Source organism: Gracilimonas tropica DSM 19535, assembly GCF_000375425.1.
Classification (GTDB): Bacteria; Bacteroidota; Rhodothermia; order Balneolales; family Balneolaceae; genus Gracilimonas; species Gracilimonas tropica.
Genome location: NZ_AQXG01000001.1, coordinates 119,386 through 143,987, shown reverse-complemented (window position 1 = coordinate 143,987; position 24,602 = coordinate 119,386). Strand labels below are relative to the sequence as shown.

General features: G+C 43.3%; 16 protein-coding genes. 15 read left to right on the top strand and 1 reads right to left on the bottom strand.

Going from position 1 to position 24,602, the window contains the following annotated elements; all coding sequences use genetic code 11:
- Positions 1-1,806 (top strand): M23 family metallopeptidase, encoded by a 1,806-nt coding sequence (locus tag B151_RS0100680; protein ID WP_020401657.1) that lies wholly within the window; start codon positions 1-3, stop codon positions 1,804-1,806.
- Between the two features lie 20 nt (positions 1,807-1,826).
- Here B151_RS0100680 and B151_RS0100675 read toward each other — a convergent pair whose 3' ends face one another.
- Entirely contained in the window at positions 1,827-2,204 is a 378-nt protein-coding gene (locus B151_RS0100675; protein ID WP_020401656.1) for a RidA family protein, read from the bottom strand.
- Positions 2,205-2,341: 137 nt separating this feature from the next.
- Between B151_RS0100675 and B151_RS0100670 the strand changes: the two genes are divergently transcribed.
- The 14 genes from B151_RS0100670 to B151_RS0100600 all read left to right on the top strand — a co-directional run bounded on the left by B151_RS0100670 (position 2,342) and on the right by B151_RS0100600 (position 24,503).
- The gene (locus B151_RS0100670) at positions 2,342-3,655 is read left to right on the top strand and encodes a tetratricopeptide repeat protein (RefSeq protein ID WP_020401655.1); all 1,314 of its coding nucleotides are present in this window, start codon (positions 2,342-2,344) and stop codon (positions 3,653-3,655) included.
- Between the two features lie 27 nt (positions 3,656-3,682).
- Positions 3,683-4,876 carry a tetratricopeptide repeat protein gene (locus tag B151_RS0100665; protein WP_169332170.1) on the top strand — a complete coding sequence of 398 codons (1,194 nt, stop codon included), beginning with the start codon at positions 3,683-3,685 and terminating at the stop codon, positions 4,874-4,876.
- A 5-nt stretch (positions 4,877-4,881) separates the two neighbouring features.
- Positions 4,882-6,018: a cystathionine gamma-synthase gene (locus B151_RS0100660; RefSeq protein ID WP_020401653.1), complete on the top strand. Its 1,137-nt coding sequence runs from the start codon at positions 4,882-4,884 to the stop codon at positions 6,016-6,018.
- Positions 6,019-6,101: 83 nt separating this feature from the next.
- Entirely contained in the window at positions 6,102-7,280 is a 1,179-nt protein-coding gene (locus tag B151_RS0100655) for an acetyl-CoA C-acyltransferase (RefSeq protein ID WP_020401652.1), read from the top strand.
- A gap of 274 nt (positions 7,281-7,554) precedes the next feature.
- Entirely contained in the window at positions 7,555-11,466 is a 3,912-nt protein-coding gene (porU, locus tag B151_RS0100650) for a type IX secretion system sortase PorU (protein WP_020401651.1), read from the top strand.
- A 53-nt stretch (positions 11,467-11,519) separates the two neighbouring features.
- Positions 11,520-12,671 carry a type IX secretion system outer membrane channel protein PorV gene (gene porV / locus B151_RS0100645; protein ID WP_020401650.1) on the top strand — a complete coding sequence of 384 codons (1,152 nt, stop codon included), beginning with the start codon at positions 11,520-11,522 and terminating at the stop codon, positions 12,669-12,671.
- 3 nt (positions 12,672-12,674) lie between these two features.
- Positions 12,675-15,848 carry a T9SS-dependent M6-like inactivated metalloprotease gene (locus B151_RS0100640; protein WP_083909841.1) on the top strand — a complete coding sequence of 1,058 codons (3,174 nt, stop codon included), beginning with the start codon at positions 12,675-12,677 and terminating at the stop codon, positions 15,846-15,848.
- Positions 15,849-15,856: 8 nt separating this feature from the next.
- A complete protein-coding gene (locus B151_RS0100635; protein ID WP_051069701.1) occupies positions 15,857-19,207 on the top strand; it encodes a PD40 domain-containing protein in 3,351 nt (1,116 codons plus the stop codon).
- The gene (locus B151_RS0100630) at positions 19,204-20,211 is read left to right on the top strand and encodes a DUF5683 domain-containing protein (RefSeq protein ID WP_020401647.1); all 1,008 of its coding nucleotides are present in this window, start codon (positions 19,204-19,206) and stop codon (positions 20,209-20,211) included. The genes B151_RS0100635 and B151_RS0100630 overlap by 4 nt, the downstream gene beginning before the upstream one ends.
- A 29-nt stretch (positions 20,212-20,240) precedes the next feature.
- On the top strand, positions 20,241-21,080 hold the full coding sequence (locus B151_RS0100625) for a PASTA domain-containing protein (protein ID WP_157470627.1): 840 nt from the start codon (positions 20,241-20,243) through the stop codon (positions 21,078-21,080).
- Positions 21,081-21,084: 4 nt separating this feature from the next.
- Entirely contained in the window at positions 21,085-21,753 is a 669-nt protein-coding gene (gene rpe, locus B151_RS0100620) for a ribulose-phosphate 3-epimerase (RefSeq protein ID WP_020401645.1), read from the top strand.
- A gap of 152 nt (positions 21,754-21,905) precedes the next feature.
- Positions 21,906-22,862: a PhoH family protein gene (locus B151_RS0100610; RefSeq protein WP_020401643.1), complete on the top strand. Its 957-nt coding sequence runs from the start codon at positions 21,906-21,908 to the stop codon at positions 22,860-22,862.
- A 62-nt stretch (positions 22,863-22,924) separates the two neighbouring features.
- Positions 22,925-23,725, top strand: coding sequence for an MBL fold metallo-hydrolase (locus B151_RS0100605; protein WP_020401642.1), 801 nt, complete (start codon positions 22,925-22,927; stop codon positions 23,723-23,725).
- The gene (locus B151_RS0100600; protein ID WP_020401641.1) at positions 23,712-24,503 is read left to right on the top strand and encodes a purine-nucleoside phosphorylase; all 792 of its coding nucleotides are present in this window, start codon (positions 23,712-23,714) and stop codon (positions 24,501-24,503) included. Before B151_RS0100605 ends, B151_RS0100600 begins: the two co-directional genes overlap by 14 nt.
- Positions 24,504-24,602 lie beyond the last annotated feature (99 nt).

Here is a 24,602-nt window from a genome sequence, read left to right as displayed (position 1 = left end):
GTGCGTTCCTTTTTTGGATTAGTAATCACATTTATCTTCCTCTCCGCCCCCATACAGGCACAAGAGTATATTTGGCCAACAAATTCGGGAACCTATCTGAGCTCTACATTTGGAGAAACGCGATCCGCTCATTTTCATGCCGGACTGGATATCAAAACATGGGGACGGGAAGGATATGAAGTCTATGCAACCCGCGATGGAATTTTGCATAGACTGTTGGTTACCGAACGTGGGTATGGCAATGCGATCTACCTGAAACATCAAGATGGTAGCTATACCGTTTATGCTCACCTCCAGCGATTCAATGATCAACTTAAAACTATAGCAGATTCAATTCGGCTTACTGACTATAGTTTTGAAATGGATGCCATCGTTGACACCCTTGGCATTAAAGTTCGCCAAGGTGATATTATAGGATATACGGGATCCACAGGGATTGGACCTCCTCACTTACATTTTGAAATCCGAGACTCCCTCCAAAATCCCGTGAATGCATTAACTTCTAATCTTGATGTAAAAGACACTAAACCTCCTGTTTTTTCTTCTCTCATTGTAGAACCACTTACCAAAAACAGCCGAGTGGAAGGACGTCCCGTTTCTTATTACACCAAAGTCAGTTCCAAAGGTGAAATTTATAATTTTGGGGAGATACGGGTACATGGTAAAGCCGGATTAGCCGTGAATGTTTATGATCGGGCAGACGATGTGTATAACGCATATGCCATCTATTCCTTGGCTTTAGTGCACCGATCAGATACTCTCTTCTATCAAGAACTTAACACCATGAGCTTTGACGATTCGGACGAAATGTTCCTGGATAGAATAGCTCCCTTTGGTTCAACCCGGAGAGGGCATCAGCGATTATATCCCAAGGAAGGAAATCAAAATCCATTTTATCTCATTGAAAGTCCTGGTGCAGTCATTCAACCTGCCGATTCCCAAAGTGTTTACCAGATCATTGCTACAGATTTTTATGGAAATACCTCAAAAGCCACTGTTACCATAATTCCCAACGATTCGATCTCTCAGCAAGCTCCTGATCTGAATAATGCGCTCTCCGAATGGTACTGGAATGAAAACTGGGCTTCCCCTGACCTGCAAAATACGCTTGATCTTCGAACCGGAATCACAGGGATAAATTGGTATGACGGCCAAAAAATTGTGTATCAGGATGATTCTCTTACAGTGAATTTTGCACGAATTGATCCTGAAAATTCACACGTTATAAATACTCCCGACCGGAATCTAAGTCTCAGAATATCCTCAGAAACTTTCTTTGATACCCTCACGGTGGCCATTTCGCACTCCACTCAAGGTGAGAAGCCACGTATTTCGGTTCAACCACAAATGCTCCCAATCAAAAAAAATTATACCCTCTCCTATTTTTTGGGAAATTATTATACGCACGATATTCCCTATCGCCTTTTCGAATTAGACAGTGATGGAGACTTAAATTATGTGGATTCAAAAGTAATTGGGAAAACTCTATATGCCTGGCCGTCCGGTTTGGGTGAATTTGTGGTAGTACCTGATTCTATACCTCCAGGCATTTCACAGTTTAGGGTTTACAAAACTGATTTTGGTGAATGGAGAGCATCAGTTCAGGTAAAAGATGATCTTTCGGGTGTAAATTCTTCAAGTGCCGAATTTTATATAAATGGAATAAGAGGCATTGCAGAGTACGATTACGAAAAGGAAACGATTATTTATTATTTACCGGGATTCACCCCTCAAACAGTCAACACAGTGAAAATCTCTGTAGAAGATAAAGCCGGAAATACTGCCTTTTTTAGCATCAAGCAGTAAATTCCGGCTAAAAGTAGCATTTAAAGATGCGCAATGCAGCTTATTTCAACTAACACATTCTTGGGAAGTGTTTTTACAGCAACGGTTTCTCTTGCCGGAGGTTCACTTTCAAATCGCGCTCCATAAACCTCATTCACCGCAGCAAAATCGCCCATATCTGCTAAAAAGATAGTGCATTTTAATACCCGGGAAAAATCAGCTCCAGCTTCTTCAAGAACAGCTTCAAGGTTTTTCATAACCTGCTCAGCTTGCTCAGCAGCAGTATTACCTACCAACTCCATAGATTCAGGATCTAATGGGATCTGGCCGGAACAATATAAAATCCCATTATGAGAGGTTGCTTGACTGTAAGGCCCAATTGCTGCAGGAGCCTTATCTGTTGAATGGATTTTCTTCATTTTATCATTTTTATCGTTAGGGTTAAAAAAAACAAAAAACCTTCTGTGCTAATAAATTGCAGAAAGCTGTACAGTTGGTTATTTTCGTAAACATATAAATATGACCCGACTTCAACCAAATTCAATTTTACAATAAAATGAAAAAGCTCTTTAGAAATTTACTAGCCGCATTCCTTTTTGTGGGGGTTCTTGCCAGTTGTGAAAGTACAGACCCATTGATCGAAGAGGCACAAAAGAACATCTTCACTCAAAATTATGATTCTGCTCTCGCTATTTTGGATCGCTCCATCCAGCAAAATCCAAATTCCGGAGTTCCCTATTACTATAAAGCCATGACTTATGCTGAGCAGGCTCGAATGATCGAACCTCCTGCTAATCGTAAGGATAATTATAAGAATTTCCGTGAGTCAGTAGAAACTGCCCGGGATCTTTTCTCCCAAGCTGAAGAAACACCTTCGGAAGCGGAATCTGTCACTCCTTTGGTTTTAAATACCTGGGGATTTGAGCACAACGCTGCTATTGAATATGTAAACAACGACAGTGTTCGCCAACAAGTTGAGAATCCTCTTGAAGTTTCTATCTCTCACCTTGAAAACGCTGTGATCATCAACCCTGACAGTGTCCTATCCTGGGCTATTCTTGCTCAGGTTGCCGGCATGGCAGAAAACTATGAAACAGCCATCAGCGCTCAAGAAGAAGCCATGGAATTAATGGACAAGCCTGAGTCTAACGATTACCTTCGCTTAGGTATCTACCAACGAAATTCCGGTAATGTCGACGGAGCTCTTTCTACCCTTCAAAACGGTGTAGAGATGTACCCTGACAGTATCGCTTTGGTTCAAAACCTGGCTGATGTTTATATGGCTGCCGGCCAACGTGAAAAGTCTATCGAAACCATCGAAACCCTGATTGAAAGAGATCCCGACAATGCACAATACAGACTCGCATTGGGAACTCAATTGCTGCAGGCTACGACTGAAATCTCAGAGCAAATTACTTCCAACTATGACATGGTTTATGACCTTAACTCAGAACTTCGCAACAATCCAGGTAAGCGTGAGTCAATCAACTCAAGCATAGATTCACTAATTTCATTGAATCAGGAACTTACTGTAGAGATGGATGCTTTAAGTGCTAAAGCTCAGGATGAATTGAACCGGGTTGTTGAACTCAGACCTGAGGATCCTAAAGCTTATGAATACCTTGCTATTTCTTACCAGAATAAAGCAGCTGCTCTCTACGAAGAGCGAAACTTTACAGAAGACAATGAGTTAGCCAGTGAGCTTGACCAACAAGCCAAAGCCGAACTTCGTAAAGCTATGGAGAATTATGAAAAAGCAGTTGAGTTAGATCCTGATAATTCTCAATACTGGCAGTCTCTGTCTCGCATCTATGTTCAATTAGATATGCAAGAGAAAGCCGAAGAGGCGATGAAAAAAGCAGGTATGTAAATAACCTGACTAACAAAATAAATGAATATGATTATTTCAAAACTTACCCGGCTCACAGGTATCCTGCTTGTAGCCGGGTTTTTTTATTCGTGCGGATCAACCAAGACAAATATTGATAATCTTTTATCAGAGAATAAATACGATCAGGCTATTACTGAGATTGACAAGCGTTTGGCGGAGGATCCGGCACAACCTTCTCTTTACATTCAACGCGCTAAAATTAATGCTGCCTTAGCTAAAGATTCAGATCCTGAGGTGAGGGCTGATTTTTACACCAGTGCAGCCAATGATTTTGCCTCTGCTATTGAATATCAGGCTAACAATACGCAATTATCTCAAATAGACAGTCTGAGACAGCAATACTGGAAGTTCGAACATAATGCCGGCCTTCAGGTTTCAGACAATGAGGCAATAACAGACCGTTATCAGCGAGCCAAGATACACTTCCAGAATGCAGTAATTATCAGGCATGATGCCGTAAGTTCTTATAAAAATTTGGCTATTACCGAGTTCAACCTTGGTGAAATTGATGCGGCCATTCAAAGCCTTCAAAATGGCCTCGAATTTACCGATGAAGAGCAAGCAAAGGAAATGTATGAATACCTTGGTTACCTCCACCTGGAAAAAGGCGAACCGGATAAAGCCGCTAATTTCTATGAACAGGCTAACGCTGATATCATGGACGACAGAAACCTGGCTTTTGGGTTGATCAATGCCTACATCGCCAATGGTAATTATGAGAAAGCAGCCGATATTCTTGATGCATTGGTAGCGGAAAATCCCGATAACGCAAATCTCAGAAATGTATATGGCACCCAGCTTTATGAGATCACTGCCAATATCATGAATGATCTTCAAGATGCTTACACGGCAAACGACTCCGTTCTGGTAGAGCAAATTCTGTTCGAAGCTGAAGGAATGGGTGACGAAGCCGAAAATCAGTTAATTGAAGCTTTTCGCAGAGATACCTCAAATACTGACTACATTGAAAGCCTGGCCGTATTCTACAACAACTTGTCGGCCAAGTACCTTTCTCTGATTCCGGTGGCATTTGAAAAAGATCACAAACGGTTGAACGATAAAGCCAACATGCTTATCAATTTCGCAATCGATTATTATGAGAAGCTCGCAGAGGTTGATCCTAATAATTCAACCTACAATACCAGGTTAGAGATCCTGAGGAATTTAAAAGAACGCAGAAATTCTCCTTCAGCTAATTAATTTGTATGAAATTCAATACTAAAACTATCCATGCCGGCCAAAAACCTGAAGAAACATCAGGTGCGGTCATGCCTCCTATCTTTCAAACTTCAACGTACGCACAACAAGCCCCGAATCAACATAAGGGCTATGACTATGCGCGGGTCGGAAATCCCACCCGAACTGCTTTGGAAAGGATGATAGCCGGGCTTGAAGGCGCTGATGAGGCCGCTTGTTTTTCAAGTGGTGTAGCCGCCATGGATGCCCTCATGAAAATGCTTCGCCCCGGAGATCATGTCGTAACCACAAATGACTTGTATGGAGGTTCATATCGGCTTTTTACCAAGGTTTTTGAGCCTTATGGAATCAATTTCACTTTTGTTGATATGACCGATCCCAAAAAAGTGGAAGAAGCCATCACTGCTGAAACCAAGCTTATGTGGATCGAAACTCCCACCAATCCATTGTTGCGTGTAGTTGACATTAAAGCATTGGTTGAACTTGCAAAGCCAAAGAATATTCTTACCGTAGTGGACAACACTTTTGCATCCCCTTATTTGCAAAGGCCGCTGGAATTTGGTGCCGATGCGGTTCTTCATTCCGCAACAAAATATTTAGCAGGTCACTCGGATGTGATTCATGGAGCTGTAGCTAGCTCCAACAAAGAGATCATGGAAAATTTGCGATTTCAGACCAAAACATCCGGAGCAGTCCCCGGCCCAATGGATTGTTATCTAACCTTGCGCGGCATCAAAACCTTAAGTGTACGTGTGCAACGTTCCGTAGAAAACGCGAAACAGATCGCCACGTTTCTTGAGGGTCATGAGAAAGTAGCTTCCGTAAACTATCCGGGGTTGAAATCTCATCCGCAGCATGAACTTGCCAAAAAACAAATGGATGATTTTGGCGCCATGCTGTCCTTTACGCTTAAAGATGATTCTATTGAAGCCGCCGTACAGTTCATGAGTAACACCAAAATCTTTACGCTTGCAGAAAGTTTGGGTGGAGTAGAATCTTTGATCAGTCACCCTGCTTCTATGACCCATGGATCTATCCCAAAAGAAGTCCGCGAGAAAGCAGGACTCAGAGATTCTTTGATCCGCATCTCTGTTGGCATCGAGGACGCTGAAGACCTCATTGCTGACTTAGACCAGGCGTTTTAAGATATCATCATTGCTTAGCCTTTAGTATCTTTAGATCGCTAAAAAAGCGCTTACAACAACTAATTTAAAAAACGAATTTTATCATGCGAGACGTAGTAATTGTATCGGCTAAACGAACTCCTATGGGAGCCTTTGGTGGTAACCTTTCCTCATTTTCTGCCCCTGAATTAGGAGCATCTGCAATACTGGAGGCGGTTAAATCGGGAGGTATAAAGCCCGATGATGTACAGGAAGTATTGATGGGAAACGTACTTTCTGCCGGTATCGGCCAGGCTCCTGCCCGGCAAGCGGCGTTAAAAGCCGGACTTCACCAGCGCACACCGGCCACAACGGTTAATAAAGTCTGTGCATCAGGTATGAAATCCATCATGATCGCTGCCGATCAAATACGGTTGGGTGAAGCCGATATTATTGTTGCCGGCGGAATGGAAAGCATGAGTAACGTGCCCTATTATCTTCCCAAAGAAAGATTTGGAGCCAAATATGGCCACTCTAAAGTGGAAGACGGTATTGTGAAGGATGGACTTTGGGATGTTTATAACGAGTACCTGATGGGAAATGCCGGAGACCTTTGTGCCCGGGAATGTAATATCAGCAGAGAAGAGCAGGATGAGTATGCCATTACATCTTATAAGAGAGCTATGGAGGCAACCAATCAAGGTTGGTTCAAGGATGAGATCATTAAGATGAAAGTCAAAGATCGAAAAGGTAATGTAACTGAAGTTGAAAAAGACGAAGAACTGGATAAAGTCCGGTTTGAAAAAATCCCACAACTTCGCCCTGTTTTTGATAAAGAAGGAACTGTAACAGCAGCCAATGCCTCCAGCATTAATGATGGGGCTGCAGCGGTATTAGTGATGAGTGCCGAAAAAGCCAAAGAACTCGGGCTAAAGCCATTGGCCAAGATCTTAAGCCACGCCAGCGCTGCAAAAGCCCCTGAATGGTTTACCACGGCTCCATCCGATGCAATTCCAATTGCTCTCAAAAAAGCCGGGCTGACAAAAAGCGATATTGACCTCTTTGAAATTAATGAAGCTTTTTCTGTGGTAGCGCTCGCCAATAACCAGATCCTGGAATTGGATCCTGAAAAAGTGAACATTCATGGTGGAGCGGTAAGTATTGGGCACCCACTCGGATGTTCAGGAGCAAGGATCATAGTAACGCTGATTCACGCTTTACGCCGAACTAAAGGCAAATATGGCTGTGCAGGAATTTGCAATGGAGGCGGAGGAGCCTCATCCATGGTCATCGAAATGCTGTAACGCTGAAACCCCGTTTCAAAAAAATGAAATGGGGTTATTTTTTTATTGACATTATAACTTCACTGATATATTATAGGAACAGACCTGAACCAAAAACGACTTCCCTTATAGAATAAAGCTACTATTCATTTACATCGTTAATCAATCTCAGAGTGCAATTTACATTTCTACCATTTCTTTACAGGTCAACCCCAAGAAGTACTATAGCCCTATAGATAATACTGCTACGAATTAAAAAGCGTAAGACACGCTTACATCAACCAATAACTTATTTATGCTGAACAAGCTGCTTTATCTTAGTGGTTTGCTTTGCTTGTTATTTGCTGAAGGTGTTTATGCCCAGCAATTGAAAGTAGTAGCAGAAACAGATGATTTTACCGATTATGAATTGGTAAATAATGATCTGCATTTAGTATCCCCAACAGGATTGATGATACCGGTTGAGGGCAATGATCCCCGTTATCAAATACTTGAGCAACGAGTCGTTTCCGTTGATACAGTGATTCATCCTGACAAAGCATTGGTCTCTTTAATACCAAATACTGATGTTCCCCTTATTCAACTTTCTGAGCCGGGAATTCAGCGAGGTAAAAAGCTTAGTCCGGCCTCCATTAACATAACCCGAGCCGGAGAGAAGAGCAGTCAGGTGTTGAAATACTTGAAATTGCGTGTGTACAAGCAAAAGCAATTAGTATTACCCAAAGTTTCTACTCAACAAAGCGTAAACTCTGCCTTCAATGATGGAGTTTGGTATAAAATCCCAATTTCTCGAAACTCTATTTATGAGATCGGTCAGGATTATCTGGAAGAGTTAGGTCTTGACCTCAACACCATCGATCCCAGGAATATTCAAATCTGGGGCACCGGCGGTTATGTATTACCTGAAGCCAACGACCAGCCCCGCCCTCAGCTTACACAGATTCCCATTATTGTAGAAGGACAAAGTGATGGTGATTTTAATGCCGGTGACCGAATTCTATTTTATGCAAACTCTCCACACAGAGTGATGCGGGAAAACGGTGAATTTACCCATCAACTCCACCCTTTCAGTAATCAGAATTACGTATTCCTCACGGTAGGCTCTGAAAACGGGGAACGCCTTTCGAATGCAAATTCAAGCATCGTTCAAACATCCAGAACCATTACAAGTTTCACAGATTTCATCTGGAAGGATGAAGAGCAGAACAAAGCGGAGGAAAGCCTCCGTTCCGGTCAGTACTGGCTTGGAAGAAGATTCGAGGCTTCCAGTAACGGTACTTATGTATCTATCCTCAGCGATACACTGCCCGGTATTCTGGCAACAGAACCAATTTCTCTTGAAGCTAAGTTTGTGAGTCGTTCAACCCAATCTTCCAGTTTCAGATTAGCCGCTAATGGTGCTGATGCAGGCGCAGTAAACATCAGCAGGTTAGCTTGTAACTGCAGCAACTGCTACAACTGCAGCGAAGGAACATCCGGTATCGAAGGCACCATAACGTCTTCCTTAACCCCGCCCATTAATAATGATATTTTAGATATTAAAGCTGCTTATTTCCATAATGAAACCAATTCCAGAGGTTTTTTGGATTGGATAAGAATGACCGTTCAACGCAGCTTAACCGCAGAGAATAACAAACTGTTCTTTTATTCTCCCGCCAACGGTTCTTCAACAGAATTAGCAGAATACCGTTTATCCGGTTTCGAGAGTGAACCATTGGTAATGGATGTTTCTGATCCTTTATCTCCTAAAATGCTTTCTACCGCTTCCTCCGGCAGTAGCTATACTTTCAACTACTATTCCGGTAATGATCTTCAGTTCATTGCACAGTCACAACTCACGGTCCCCGAGATCGGAGAACAGATCGAAAACCAGGATCTGCAAGGACTTGCGATCGATCCCGACTACATCATTGTCACTTCAGAATCATTCCTGAATTATGCTAAGGAGCTGGCTACGTACCGGGAACAGCAAAGCGGGCTTACTCCCATCATTATTACCCAAGAAGAAATATTCAATGAATTTTCCGGAGGCGTTGCTGACCCAACTGCTATCCGTGATTATGTGAAATTTTTGTACGACCGGGCCTTACTGAACGGACAAGAACCGCCTTTATATTTATTGTTTTTTGGCGATACTACTTTTGATTATAAAAACGTAGTAGAAAATGGCTTCAACAATTATGTAATCACGTATCAGACCTCAGAATCCTTGAATAGAGTTAACTCTTTTGGTACGGACGATTTCTTTGGTTTTTTAGATGATAATGAGGGTGATTTTGGATCCGGCAGCACACCCGATACCCATTTATTGGATATCGGAATCGGTCGAATTCCCGCTCAAACGCTTCAAGAAGCGGCAACCGCTATAGAAAAGATCAAAGCCTATGAAAATCCTGAGAATACCGGGAATTGGCAGAATCTATTTTCTTTTGCAGCTGATGATGACCTTCCGGATGCAAACATTAATCGGGATCTCCATGTTTTGAATGCCGATGAGTCAGCCGAGCGCATGAATATTTTGCAACCCGGCCTTCGTATTAAAAAGATATATGAGTTTGCTTATCCTGAAGAGATCACCGGTTCGGGCCGGCAAATACCCGGAGCTACCGATGCCTTTATAGATGCCATGAACAATGGAACATTAGTTTTGAACTATTCCGGACATGGAAATGAACAAACATTATCTGATGAGGGGCTTTTTAATGTAGATCTTATCCCAAACCTCAATAACACCGATCGGCTGGCGACCCTTGTCACCGCAACCTGCCAGTTTGGGCGTTACGATGATATTGACGCACAATCGGGAGCTGAACAGTTGTTTTTGACGCCTAATGGGGGAATCATCGCCGCTTTTACAACTACAAGAGTGGTTTATACCGGGCGCAGTATATCATCAAATAACAATTTTGGGCTAAACGTCGCACTTTCTCAGCAGATGGCGGAACGAAATATGGATGGAACTCCCCTCAGAATGGGAGATCTTTACCTTAGAACCAAGAATACACAAATTGGCGGCGATCCTATCGTTTCTAATTTGAATAGTAAGAAATTCATCCTTTTAGGCGACCCGGCTACAACCTTTCGGGTACCGGAGCAGCAAACAAATCTTGTATCACTTAACGAGTATACCGAAGAAGGTCAGGATACCGTTATCAACATAAAGGCATTGGATCAGGTTTCGCTGTCGGGGGATATCACCGATTTGAATAACGATCCACTAACCGATTTCAATGGAGAGCTTACCCTTACTGTTTTTGATGCTGCTCGCAGCGTTAGCCTGCCAAACGACCGTGAGTGGGTGGTGAACGACAATTGTTATCTAAGTAACTGTAATTATATGGTAGAAAATGATGTGCTTTTTACCGGGAAAACTTCCATCGAAGGCGGACAATTCAACTCCACCTTCATTATCCCGAAAGATATCAGCAACTCGGCTGAAAACGGGCGTATTGTATTTTTTGCAAATGACAATGGCCGAACTGCAGGCGGATCTTTTGCTAAAGTTACATTTAGCGGAATCAATGAAAATGCGGTAGACGACGGCTCCGGCCCAAAAATGGATATTTATCTAAATGATGAGCGGTTTGTGAATGGCTATCTCGTAAATAGTTCACCCACCCTTATCGTAGAACTTGAAGATCAATCTGGTATAAATACAACAGGAACAGGAGTAGGACATGAAATAATAGCTACAATCGATACCAAACCACAACAATCGTTCGTCCTCAACGATTTTTATGAGGGCAATTTAAATGATTACACAAGGGGCCGTATCGAGTACCCTCTGGACCAGCTTCCGGAAGGTAGTTATACCCTGAGTGTTCGAGCATGGGATGTGCACAATAACCCTTCTCAAAAGGACATCTTTTTTGAAGTTTCATCCGGTGAAGATTTAGACATTAGAAATGTCTACAACTATCCAAACCCAATGAATGATGCTACCCGTTTTGCTTTTGAACACAACCAACCCGGGAACCCACTGGATGTATCCGTACGGATCTACACGCTGAGTGGCAAGCCGGTACAACACATTGAACAACAAATCATAACTACAAGTTCTTATGCCAGTATTTCATGGGATGGCCGTGACCGGGATTATGATCGCCTGGGTAACGGTACTTATATTTATGTGCTTCGGGTTACAGCAGATACCCCGGAAGGAAGAAAGACATCAGAAAAAATCGAAAAGCTCGTAATTATTCGATAACAACAATATTTAAATTTGAATACCTTATATTCAGTAATCAAAAGTTAGGTTTTATGAAAAGGACAGTATCCATTATCATTGCAGGATTATTTCTTGCTTTGCCTTCTATTTCTAATGCCCAAGTGGCAATTACAGCGGTTCCATTCTTACAAATTGAACCAGATTCTCGTGGTGCCGGTATGGGTAACACCGGAGTTGCTTTGGCCAATAACGCCTCTGCCCTGTTTTGGAATCCATCAGGACTGGCTTTCCAGAAAGGTAATAATCAAGCTAGTATCACCCACTCAAATTGGTTGGCAAACTTTAATGTGAGCGACCTTTTCTACGACTACGTTGTTGGAACCTATTACATCGAAGGCATTGGTACTTTAGGTGCACACCTTACGTATCTGAACCTTGGAGAACAAGCGGTTACCGGCGAAGACAGTCCGGAGATCATCTCCCGTTTCAACAGTTATGAGTTGGCCTTTGGTGCTTCTTACGGATATCAGGTGAGCAAAAACTTTGCTTTAGGTACCAGCCTTAGGCTTATTTACTCAAGCTTGGCCAGCGGAACTTCTATCAGTGCTCAAAAAGTAAATCCGGGAAGCAGTGTTGCTGTCGACCTTGCCTTTCTTTATAAAACCGATCCTTTTGACATTGGAAACCGTAATGCCAGCTTTAGTTTTGGGACCAATCTTTCAAACTTAGGGCCCGGTATTCAGTACACCGATAATGCCCAGAAAGATCCACTTCCTACGGTACTTCGCTTTGGTTGGGCTTTCAACATCGACCTTGATGATGCCGGTATTAATCGCCTGACGATCGCAAACGACATTTCTAAAGTTATGGCTCGTACCACTCCGAGCTACACGACCAACCCCGATGGATCTATTGACACTTCACGAGTGGCTGCAGGCCCCATTGAAGCCCTTTTTAAATCCTGGGACAGCTTTGAACGCTTTGACGGACAAAACACCATTAGCGTAGGCCTTATGCAGCAATTCATGATCGGAGCCGGACTGGAATATTGGTACGCTGATCAATTCGCACTCCGTGGCGGATACTATTACGAAGACCCAAATAACGGTGATCGTGAGTATATTACCTTTGGAGCCGGTATCAGATACAGTTTCTTAGGCGTTGATTTCAGTTATATAAAAACCCTGGAATCTGACCACCCCCTTGCAAATACCTTGCGTTTCAGCTTGCTTATCGACTTTTAATCTATGCTCCAATCGAAGTTTTTTGTAAAGAGCATGTTAGCCGTTAGCATGCTCTTTCTTTTTTGCAATTCCGGTGCTGAGGCTCAAAATGTGCCTTTAAAGCGCTCCCATGCTATTTCAGATTTACAGACTATTTCTCGATCTGACCTGAATGCGACAGGTACGCTTAACGTGGTCGCTGTTATGGTTGAATTTCAACCCGATACGAATCGCCTTACTTCCGGAACCGGAATTTTTGGGTCAGATGGTATGGAAGGCCTCCCTTACCTCCGAAGAGCCGAGGACTTCCGTATAGAACCTCTTCCCCATGACAGGAGCTATTTCGAAGCTCATCTCGAATTTGCTAAAAACTATTATGAAAAGGCTTCAGATGGAAAATTAACACTTAATTACCGGGTTCTCCCCGATATTTATCGTCTTCCTGAAAAGATGGAACAATATTCTCCAACCGGAGAAACTTTCACGAATGAGAAAATCGCCACGTTAATAAAAAATGCATGGAATGAAGTTGCTGATGGATCTGGCTTTGATGATTCGGGCCTTGATCCTCAAAATACCGCATTTGTCATTTTCCATGCAGGGGTTGGGCGGGATATTGAACTCACAGGCACTAACCTTGATATAACCCCATTGGACATTCCATCTTTATATCTTTCAAAGCAAAATCTCGCCGAGTTATTGGAAGAACCTGGCTTCGATGGATTTGAGGTAAATAATGGCAGTTTCCGTGTTACCAATTCCATGGTTATACCCCGAACCGAATCACGACGCGGGTTGGATATTCAGGAAAATGAATTCGTATTCCCACTTTCTATCAATGGCCTTCTGATCGCTTCTATAGGAAGTCACCTGGGGCTGCCAGATCTGTTCAATACTGAAACCGGAGACCCTGCTATCGGGCGGTTTGGACTGATGGACGGCGCCGGATTCTTTGCCTACAATGGCCTTTTACCTCCGGAACCCTCCGCATGGGAAAAAGTGTACCTGGGGTGGGAAACTCCCTTTGAGATCACAGAGAAAACATCAGGTGATATTCAACTTCCTGCAGGCTCATTGAGTGAACAAAACAGCATTGCAAGATACAGTTTATCTAATTCTGAATATTTCCTGATAGAAAACCGGCATCGTGACCCTGATGGAAATGGAACTACCATAACTATTCGCAAATCAGACGGAACTGAAGTGCAGCAAACGTTTACCAATCAGAATGAAGCATTCGTTTTCCAGGAAGCAGATTTTGACACCTTGCTTGAATCCGGAACATTCGTAGATGCCACCAATTTTGATTTCAGTTTGCCCGGCGGACTTGATGTCGGCGAAAACGAAAATGATCCTGAAGACGACCGGTTTCTCAACGGAGGCATTTTGATCTGGCATATTGATGAAGGCGTAATCAATCAGCAGCTTAGCAGCGGAAGAGTCAATGCCGATCCACAGAGACGAGGCGTGGATCTTGAAGAAGCCGATGGAGCCCAGGATATTGGTATCCCGTTAGCAGGCGCATTAGACAACAGCGCCGCATTTGGCACCGCATTTGATTTTTGGTGGAGCGGAAATGATTATCGTGTGATATTGCAATCCGGAAACGAAGTGAGTTTCTACGAAAATCGGTTCGCACCGGATACTCGTCCCAATAACAACAGCAATTCGGGAGCTTTATCCTTTTTTGAGCTCTATGATTTCTCGGATAACCTTCCAACAGCGAGTTTCAAAATTAAAGCGTCTGAAAGCGAGAACGCAATCTTTGAACAAGTGAGTTCAGCAAGTTCCCCTGCCGATAGCGTGTATTTTACAAACGGACTCAAATATTGGGATTATTACCCGCTTAGTTTGCGTGTATCAGATGCTTTGGATGACACCCTTTTGATCATTCCCCGAAAAGATGCCATTCAGGTTAGTGATTATGATACGCTTGGATTCACCGGTGTTATAACTTTTGGAAGGTATGCCTCGCAGCCTCTTCAGATCAGCCCGGAATACTTGGTTTACTCCAATCTTGAGAATAGAACGGTTGGCTACAGAGCCTATAGTCCGGCCACCCTAAACTGGCCCGGCTGGATGGTTAACACGCCCCTTACCGATGGATTTCTTTCTTCCCAGGACGGAGCGATTGTGGACCTGGATTTCTCTGATACCTCTATTGATGGCTCCAATGGTACGGTTATTCCCAATAATTCAGGATTTGAATTCAGGTCGGAGATCGTAAATGAAAAATTTGCAGGCATCAATGGAAATGAAGTCACTTTTGTTGGAGAAGATATTCCCAATTACTCTTCCGATGCGGAAAACCGGTTATTTGCCGGGACCATTAAGACGGATGGCGATAACTGGTATTACCTGTTTGAAGACGGGGCCTTCACTTTAGTAAATCCGACTCTGAATGATCCGTTTGTAACTATTTTTGAAGAAGAAAAAGCCGAATGGCCTGCCATTTTTGGTCACGGATCTATCTACCGGGTAAGCAGGTCTACCAATCAGGTTATTGGATACAACACAAATGGAGCCATCTTAGAAAACACCCCTATTGATGCCCCGCAAGGCATTCAATTTATAGGAACTCCTTTAGTAGCGGATATCACAGGTGACAATATCCAGGATATTTTAGTAGTTGGGCAGGATGAATATTCGGTTAATGTTTTTGCCTATGAATCCAATGGAGAACCTATCGAGGGTTTTCCCCTTTATGTTGGAGGATCTCAGGGAAAAGAAGTTCAACCCATTCATCCCGCATTTTTTGGTAATATACTTTATGCGATCAGCCATAAAGGAGAGCTGAAATCATGGAGATTCTCAAATTTCACTTCATCTGAATGGCCCACACGATACGGCAAAAATCCCTACAACAAAGTTTCAGCAGAAATTAAGGTTGGCGGTACACAAGAAAATGAGTTTTCTGTGCTGAACAGTTCTGAAACTTACAACTGGCCCAATCCCGCAACAGATCACACCAATATACGTTTTGAGTTGGAACAACCCGGAGGAACGGTAGAGATCACGGTAATTACAATGAGTGGCAAGGTAATATTTAAAGACACGATCAATTCTCCCGGCGGAGCTCCCCAGGAAATTAGCATAAACACCCAAAACTGGGCCAGTGGCGGTTATGTAGCTCGCGTTAAAGCCACGGTAGAAGGAAGATCAGAAACCAAACTCATTAAAATTGGAGTCTTGAAATAATGAGAACTATGAGATTATCGCTCTTACTGTTTGGTTTACTATTCTTTGCCGGTGGGAAAATAATGGCACAGACCGATGTCGCTTTTTATGATTATCCTCAAAACCACCTGGATTGGTACACCATTGAAAGTGAGCATTTTCTGATTCATTTTCAGGAGGGTAATAGCCGCTCTGCACAGATCATTTCACGCATAGCCGAAGAAGTATATGACCCCATCACTTCTTTATATCAGTATGAACCAGACGAAAAAGTTAGCATTGTTATCAAAGACCGGGAAGATTACTCGAACGGAGCCGCTTACTTCTTTGACAATAAGATCGATATCTGGCTCCCCGCACTGAATACGCCTCTGCGGGGAACCCATAACTGGCTGAGGAATGTGATCACGCACGAGTACACGCATATTATTCAGATCCAGAAAGGAATGAAACGAACGCGTAAAATCCCTGCTTTTTACCTGCAGTGGCTCGCTTATGAGGATGTCCGCCGGCCCGATGTACTGTACGGATTTCCTAATGGTATTCTAACTGCCCCATTTGCAACCGTAAATATTCCTGCATGGCTTGCTGAAGGAACCGCTCAGTACCAAACTTCAGGTTTGTTATATGAGACCTGGGACAGTCACCGGGATATGATCTTGCGTACCCGCATTTTAAGTGATACTTACTTCAGCCTGGATGAGATGGGTACTTTCTCTTCCAAAACCAGCCTTGAAAGAGAAACCGTTTACAATCAGGGATACGCTTTTGTGATCTATCTGGCAGATCGCTTCGGGGAAGATATCTTACGAGAAATAACAGTGAATTTAGGGGAGCGCGGTGTCTACAGGGTAGCAGAAGCTATTGAGATCGCAACGGGCATTCCAGGTGATGAAGTATTTGATGACTGGATAACCGACCGAAAAGAATTTTATGAGGCTGCCGTTTCAGAAATAAATACTACGGAATCAGATACGGTTGAGTATAAAGGCTTCTTTAATTTTCACCCTCAACTTTCTCCGGATGAAACCAAGGTTGCCTACCTTTCCAATAAATTTGTGGACTATGCACTCTTATCCCTGTACATAAAAGACGCCGATGGAAAAGATAAAGAAATAGCTGTTGTAAACGATCTTAAAGTAAGAGATTCCCGGGAACATACTGCGAGCCTTGAACCTGCTGTTAGCTTTTTGGAAACCTCCTTCTCGTTTTCTCCGGACGGAAATAAGATCGCTTATGCCATTAACAAGCGAAATAAATACGGGGAACACTATCGGGATATATTTATTTATGACATCCAAAAAGATAAAAGTGAACGCCTTACCAACAGTGCCCGTATTGAATATCCGGACTGGAACAATGGCGGTGACCGAATAGCAGCTGTTCAGTTTTCGCAAGGGACACAAAACCTTGTATTGCTTTATCCGAGTCATGAAGATTCGATCTCTACCCTTACCTCTTTTGAGAGCAGCGAAACCATTTTCACCCCGGCATGGAGCCCCGACGACAGCAAGATCTATTTCTCCAAAGCAGATCTTTCGAATCGGGATATCTACACCTTTGACATCACAACCGGTGAAGTTTCACCTTTCTTAGCTGATCCTTATCAAGATTACAGGGATCCGTTTGTTGGCCCGGATGGTAAATACTTGTACTACGCATCCAACCCCGAAGGCATATTCAATATTTTCAGAAAAGATCTTAAGAACGGTGAGACAGAAAAACTCACCAGTGTGATAGGAGGTGCCTTCATGCCTTTTGTTTCCAAAGAAGGACAACTTTATTATTCTGAGTATCAGGCGGATGGCTACAAGATCATGAAAGCCGACGAGCAGACATTGATCCGTTCCACCAACAAAGGGCTGTACGAGCCTGAGTTTTCAGACAAAATCCCTGAATCAGGTCCAAATGTTGACTACCTCACCAAGCTGAATGAATTTGATGACACCGATCTTCGTCCACTTTCTGATGAAGCCCAAGCCATTGCGGATACCGGTAATTATGCTTTTCAAATTTCAACCATAGACGAGACTTCTGAGCGACTCTATCGCTCCTATGAGGATACCTACACCGGATTCAGCTTCTTCCCGGTGTTACGCTTCGATAACTACTCCAAACCCAACGGAAATAACGGTTCTTTGATCAAAAATGGGGAATTCGGTCAATTTGGGGAGAACTTACTACGCGATATGAAACCCGGTGTTTATGTTTCGTCAAGAGATGTGATCGACAAACTTAGTTTTTTTGGAGGGCTAATGGTTGGAGTGGCTTCGCAACCTGCCAGCAGTATTGGAGGCTTCTTTCGCCCCGACCGACTTTTAGGCCTCGACAGGGATGCTTTCCTGATCATCGAACACCGTGGACTTCCTTTCATTGAAAGAAGCTGGTCTCCCACAGTTTCCCTTGAGATCTACAACCTGCGAAGAAATGTAGCCGACGGTCTTTCAATTGAAGAATTCCCCTGTACTTCTTGTTTACCCGATACCACCACTACTGACATCGCCTATGATGTTTGGGAAGCCGGATTATACTTCAGAAGTAAATTAAGCCGGTTCAGTTTACTTGAGTTGGGCATTCAGTATAGTCCTTACCGAGTTTCTACGGAAAATTTTTATTCACGTGAGCTGAAGCAGGATATCCCCGGCGAGTCATCACAATACTTCAAGGGAACAACCCTGTCTGCCTCCTATACCTTCGACTATTATACGTATTCCAACGACGCAGACATTGCACCGCTTGGCTTAAAGGGGTATGCCCGGTACCAATTCCAGCCCTCCAGTTTGCTGGAAGAATATGAAATAAAGGATGGTACGCTTTCTCCTGTTTTCAAAGAATCAAAAAATCATTCCGCTGAAATTCACTTACGCTATGGGTTTAAAACATTTATGGATCAATCATTCCAGGCAAGAGTTCGGGGATTCCATTACTTCAATGATCCTGATGACTCATTTTACGCCGACTATGTAGGCGGGTTTTTAGGGATGAGAAGTTATCCGTTTTTTGCCCTTGGAGGCAGCACCACCGGGTTTGCAAGTCTCTCCTGGTTCGCTCCCATCTATCGCAATATTGGTACCCAGGTGGGCCCTTATACATTAGACAAACTATTTGCACGATTTTTCTTTGAGACCGGAAATGGGTGGCGAAGTCCCTATGACACCGGAAATAACCTGAAATCAGGTGTTGGAGCTGAACTCCGGCTGGCCCTAAATGGATTTTACCTGTTTCCACTTAAGTTCTTTGTAAGTACCGCTTATGGGTTCAATGAATTTACTCTTACCCTGCCAGACGATTTCATTACCAATTCCCAAAGTAATAAAGTAACCTATGGCCGTGAATTCTTATTCCACTTTGGGTTAACCTTCGATTTTGAACTCTTATGAAAAAACAGGCTTTTCTATTGCTGATATTCACTTTCTTTGGAATGAACCTTGCAGCTCAACAGGTCCAGCAATTCAGCAATGGAATTTTTAAAGCTGCTGAGAAGCGAGATCGAGAAAAAAAGCCTGTCCAGATATCTGATTTTGCTTACCAGGCCTCAGAAAGCACTGTATTGGATTTATCCAGAAATAACCCGGGCATAGCTTTTGCCGCTTCTGCATTGGTACCAGGTTCCGGGCAGGCTTTGAATGGCAAATGGTTCAGAGCCGGAATTTACTTTGCTGTGGAAGCCGCAGGACTTATCTATCATTTTGACCGAAACGCAGCTGCAAGAAGACAGGAACGCGCCTATGAGAACTTCACCCATGAAAACTGGAGCGTAGTTGCCTATGCGCAATGGTTGGTTCAGTACTCTGATGCAAATAATTTAAATCAAACTCAGCTCAATGCACTCAGGGATATGGTATTTTCAGGAGGCAGACCTATTGCTCCAACCTGGGGAAATACTCCCTCAGACTGGAGTGAGGTAAACATTTCCATCCTTCACGAAGTGGAAAAACAAACTCCCTTTATTTTAAATACTCCGGATGGTTGCTGGAATAACAATCCCCCTAACTGCGACCGCCGAAGTGAGTTCTCTCATGAACTTCCCCAATATGGTTCACAGCAGTATTACGAATTGATCAGTAAATACTACCAATTTCAGCCAGGTTGGCGAGACTGGTACAACGAAATCACCACAGCGGAAAATCAAACCGCAGCTTTGTATCAATATATGTGGAATGGAAAGGACCAGCCATTTACGCTTTTCTACCAGGGGCGAGACCGTGCCGAGCAGTTTAACGATAATTACAGAAAAGCCGGGAACATACTTAAGTTATTGTTGGTAAATCATGTAGTGTCTGCTTTTGATGCGCTCTTTACGGTTCAGCTTAACAATAGCCGCATTGAAACCAATGCCAATATGTTGAGCATGGAACAATTTTCGTTAACCTGGCACTTTTAACCTGTCATTACATCCTGTATTTTATGGGTATGCTGAAATATATCTTTACCAATAAGTATTTCTATATCGGTTCACTTGCTCTGATTGTATTTGGAGCGGCTTTTTTGTTCGTGGCTGACAAGCTTATCATGCCATATTACACCAATTACAACGAAGGCATTACGGTACCTGATGTCACTCGCATTTCCCTGGAAGAAGCCCAGACATTGCTTGCTGACTATGGATTGAGGTTCGAAGTTAGTGACAGAAGAGCAAATTCTGCCTATCCTGCCGATTATGTCATTGACCAATCCCCAAGTGCTTCCAACATCGTGAAACCAAACCGAAAAATTTATTTAACGGTCAACACGGAAGTGAAGCCACAGGTAGTTGTTCCAAGTGTTTTGGATCTCTCCCTCCGAAACGCTGAGATCCAGCTTCAAAATTATGGCCTCAAGATCGGGAGCAGAAGCTACGAGTCCTCTCGCTTCAAAACTATCATTCGCCAGTCTATACCGGAAGGTACTACCGTAGAAAAAGGTGCAGTGGTTGATCTTGTTGTTGGAGACGGACTGGGAAGCAGGATCGTGACCGTACCTAATATCGTAGGCTTGCAGTTACCTGAAGCACAACTGAAGCTCAGAGAAGCCGGACTTAGGGTTGAGGCCGTTCAATTCCGCCCTACAAAAGACATGGCACCAAATACGGTACTGGATTTCAATCCCCGCAAAGAACAACTTCGTGAAGGTGAGTCTCTTACATTGACAATATCAGAACGTTTCAGAGTTGAAGAAGAAAGTGAAGGTGGGGCAGTAATTATAGACTCTACCGGAAATAGCTCTTCCACTCCGCCCGATTCACTCAACAATCCGCAAAACAATCCAAACTAATTCTATGAATTTTCAAGTTCCTTTGATCGCTCCATCCATTTTAGCCGCTGATTTTTCTAAACTCGGTTCAGATATTCAGGATGCGGTAAAAGGAGGCGCTTCCTGGATTCATTGCGATATTATGGACGGACATTTTGTACCGAATATCAGTTATGGGCCCGGTGTTGTTAAAGCTGCAAAACAGTCTGCACCGGAAGCTTTTATGGATGTACATCTTATGATAGAGAATCCCGGAATGTATGTGGAAGCTTTTGTGCAAGCCGGTGCAGATCTCATTTCCGTACATTATGAAGCCGACCATCATCTGCACCGATGTATTCAAAACATAAAGAAATATGGCCTTATGGCCGGAGTGGTGGTAAATCCTGCCACTTCTCTCCACAATATTGAACCTGTTTTGGGAGATGTAGACCTCGTGTTAATTATGAGCGTTAATCCCGGTTTTGGCGGACAAAGCTTTATTCAGAAAAGCTATGACCGGCTGCGTGAACTCTCTCAAATGCGGGATAAAGGCAACCACGGCTTTTTGATACAAGTGGACGGCGGGGTGAACCTGAAAAATGCACAAAAAGTAGCCGAAGCCGGAGCAGATATTCTGGTTGCAGGAAGCAGTGTTTTTAGTGCTCAGGATATCACAGCCCGATTCAAAGAACTCCAGGGTAAATTGGGGTAAAATTAAAGACGCCTATAATTTTTGGATCTGGTATTGGCGCTTTCTCCCTACATCATTTCTTCTGCTAAATTCTTATCTTTTGGGCGTAAATTTTCATTTAAACGTTTATTCCCATAGAAGACGAGAATACCCTTATCGAACAAGTAATTCAGTTGCAAGGTGTTGACCCCGTTGCGTTGTTTGGCATGCACGACAAACACATCAGCGCTCTGGACAAAGCTTTCCCGGAAACAAAATTCAATGCCCGTGGCGATCGTATCAAAATTACCGGTCCTGAAGAGGAAGTTGACACTGCGCTTGAAGTTATAAAAGGTATGCTGGATATCCTGGATCGGAAAGATGCTGTTGAGGAAAATGACATCAAGACGCTCATCGCCCTAAAAAGTGGAGAGAGCACCGCTCGGAAGCCTCAAATAAGAGATCTAAATGAACCGGGTGATACCATCATTCATACGCACAATGGCGAAGCTATTTCCGCCAAAACTCCGGGCCAAAAACGCATTGTGCAATCAACAGCAAAACAGGACATTGTATTTGCTATCGGTCCGGCAGGAACGGGGAAAACCTACACTTCTGTAGCACTCGCGGTTCAGGCACTCAAAGACCGGAAAGTTCGGAAAATTATTTTAGCTCGCCCTGCCGTTGAAGCCGGTGAGAATCTGGGATTTCTGCCCGGCGATCTCAAAGAAAAGATCGATCCATACCTTCGTCCACTTTATGATGCACTTGAGGACATGATAGACCGCGATCGTTTGGAACTTTATCTCGCTAAAAATGTGATCGAAATAGCACCATTGGCTTACATGCGGGGACGTACTCTTAACAACGCTTTCGTAATCCTGGATGAGGCACAGAATGCCACTAACACCCAAATGAAGATGTTCCTGACCCGAATTGGGTTCAACAGCCGTGCTATCATTACTGGTGATATCACTCAAACAGATCTTCCCCACCGACAACAATCGGGACTGATTTCCATCCAAAAAATATTACAGGACGTAGAGGGAATCGACTTTGTGTATTTGGGAGAAGAAGATGTTGTGCGCCACAAATTGGTGCGTGATATCATCAATGCCTATGAGAAGTTTGAACAGAAGAATAGTAAATAAGCAATCAGCTCTCAGTCTTCAGCCTTCAGAATTATTATAGTTGATAAACCATTTCTTAGATTATGAAAACTTATGCTGCTGTGCTTTATGAAGGCACTTTCTCCGTCGGATTAGATAAGAAATTCGTTCGGATTGATAGGAATGATCCGCCTGAAAAAGGCGCACTCAAATTATCCCTGAATCCATTTTTGATCCGTACCGATGAACGCAATTATTTATTCGATTGCGGGATTGGAGAATTTGGTGAAGATACCGGACCGGATGTAATCCGGAAAAACCTAAAAGAACACGGCCTTACTGAATTTGATATCACCGATATTTTTCTAAGTCATTTGCATTACGATCATATTGGTGGTTTGGCACATCGGGAGAATGGTTATTGGGAGCTTACTTTTCCGGAAGCTAATCTTTGGGTATCCAAAAAGGGATGGGAAAAAGTGATCGCTAAAGATGAATATTACGATGAAGAAAAAACGGCCTTTATTTCATTTATTGATGCTCGTGCTAACCTTCATTTTTTGAAGGATGAAGATCAGCCCTATCCGGATATGTCGGTACGCAAAATTGGAGGGCATACAGAATTCCACCAAGTACTGCTATTTGATGATGGTGAGCAAAAATACATGCAAGCCGGCGATGTGATCGGAACCAAAGGTGCCATCAATCGAAAATATGCCGCAAAATATGATTTTGAGCCGAAAGTGAGTCAGCAGCAGCGCGAAGATCTTGCAAAGCTTGCGTTCGAAGAAGGATACACTATTTTAACCTATCACGAAGATAAACACCCAATGTTTAAGCTGACCGGCTACGATGAAAAAACCGGCTACAGCACTGAAAATGTAGAATCTTATGTCCCTGCCTGAGTATATTTTAACCATCAAAAATTTTCTAACCGAGCACGGATTTCCGTCTCAGCTCGATGCCGCTGTCATTCTGGGTTCAGGATTGGGCGGATTTGGAGAAGAGATCAAAAACTCTGACTCCATTCCCTACAGCGATATCCCCTCCTTCCCGCAATCTACAGTAGAAGGACATTCCGGCTCCCTCATTTTTGGTGAAGTTGGAGGTAAAACTGTCCTCGCTTTCTCCGGCCGATTTCATCACTACGAAGGACATGCTTTCTCGAAAACCGTGCTTCCTGTCCAGCTCGCTAAAGCTTTTGAGGTAGAGAAACTGATCATCTCAAATGCAGCCGGTGGAATCAACCTCCGCTATCATGTTGGGGATTTAATGATCATTGACAGCATCATCAAGCAGTACACCATGGTTTCCGAGCCGGCCAGGAACACCTGGAATTCCAGCTTTGAGCAATATGCGCAAGAAGTAAAAGCCATTGCCCGCGATCTGGGAATTGAAACCCAAATGGGAACCTATCTTTACGTGAAAGGTCCCAATTACGAAAGCAAAGCTGAGATCAAAGCATTCCGCAAAATGGGCGGCGATGCCGTGGGAATGAGCACTGCTCCCGAGCTCATCGAAGCCGCAAAATTAGGCGTTAAAACAGCTGCTGTGTCGCTCATAACAAATGCCGCTGCCGGCGTAACCGGAGAGAAATTAGATCATGCTGAGGTGAAGGAAGCTGCAGATCAAAAAAAGGAAGTTTTTGCGAAACTGGTGAAAGGGTTGATCAGAAAATTTTAAACTATCAGTTTTCAGGCTTCAGCTTTCAGATTTCAACTCGTTCCACAAACTCTTGTTTTTAAGAACGTAATTTCGGAAGCTCCTCCTTCCAACTAAAAA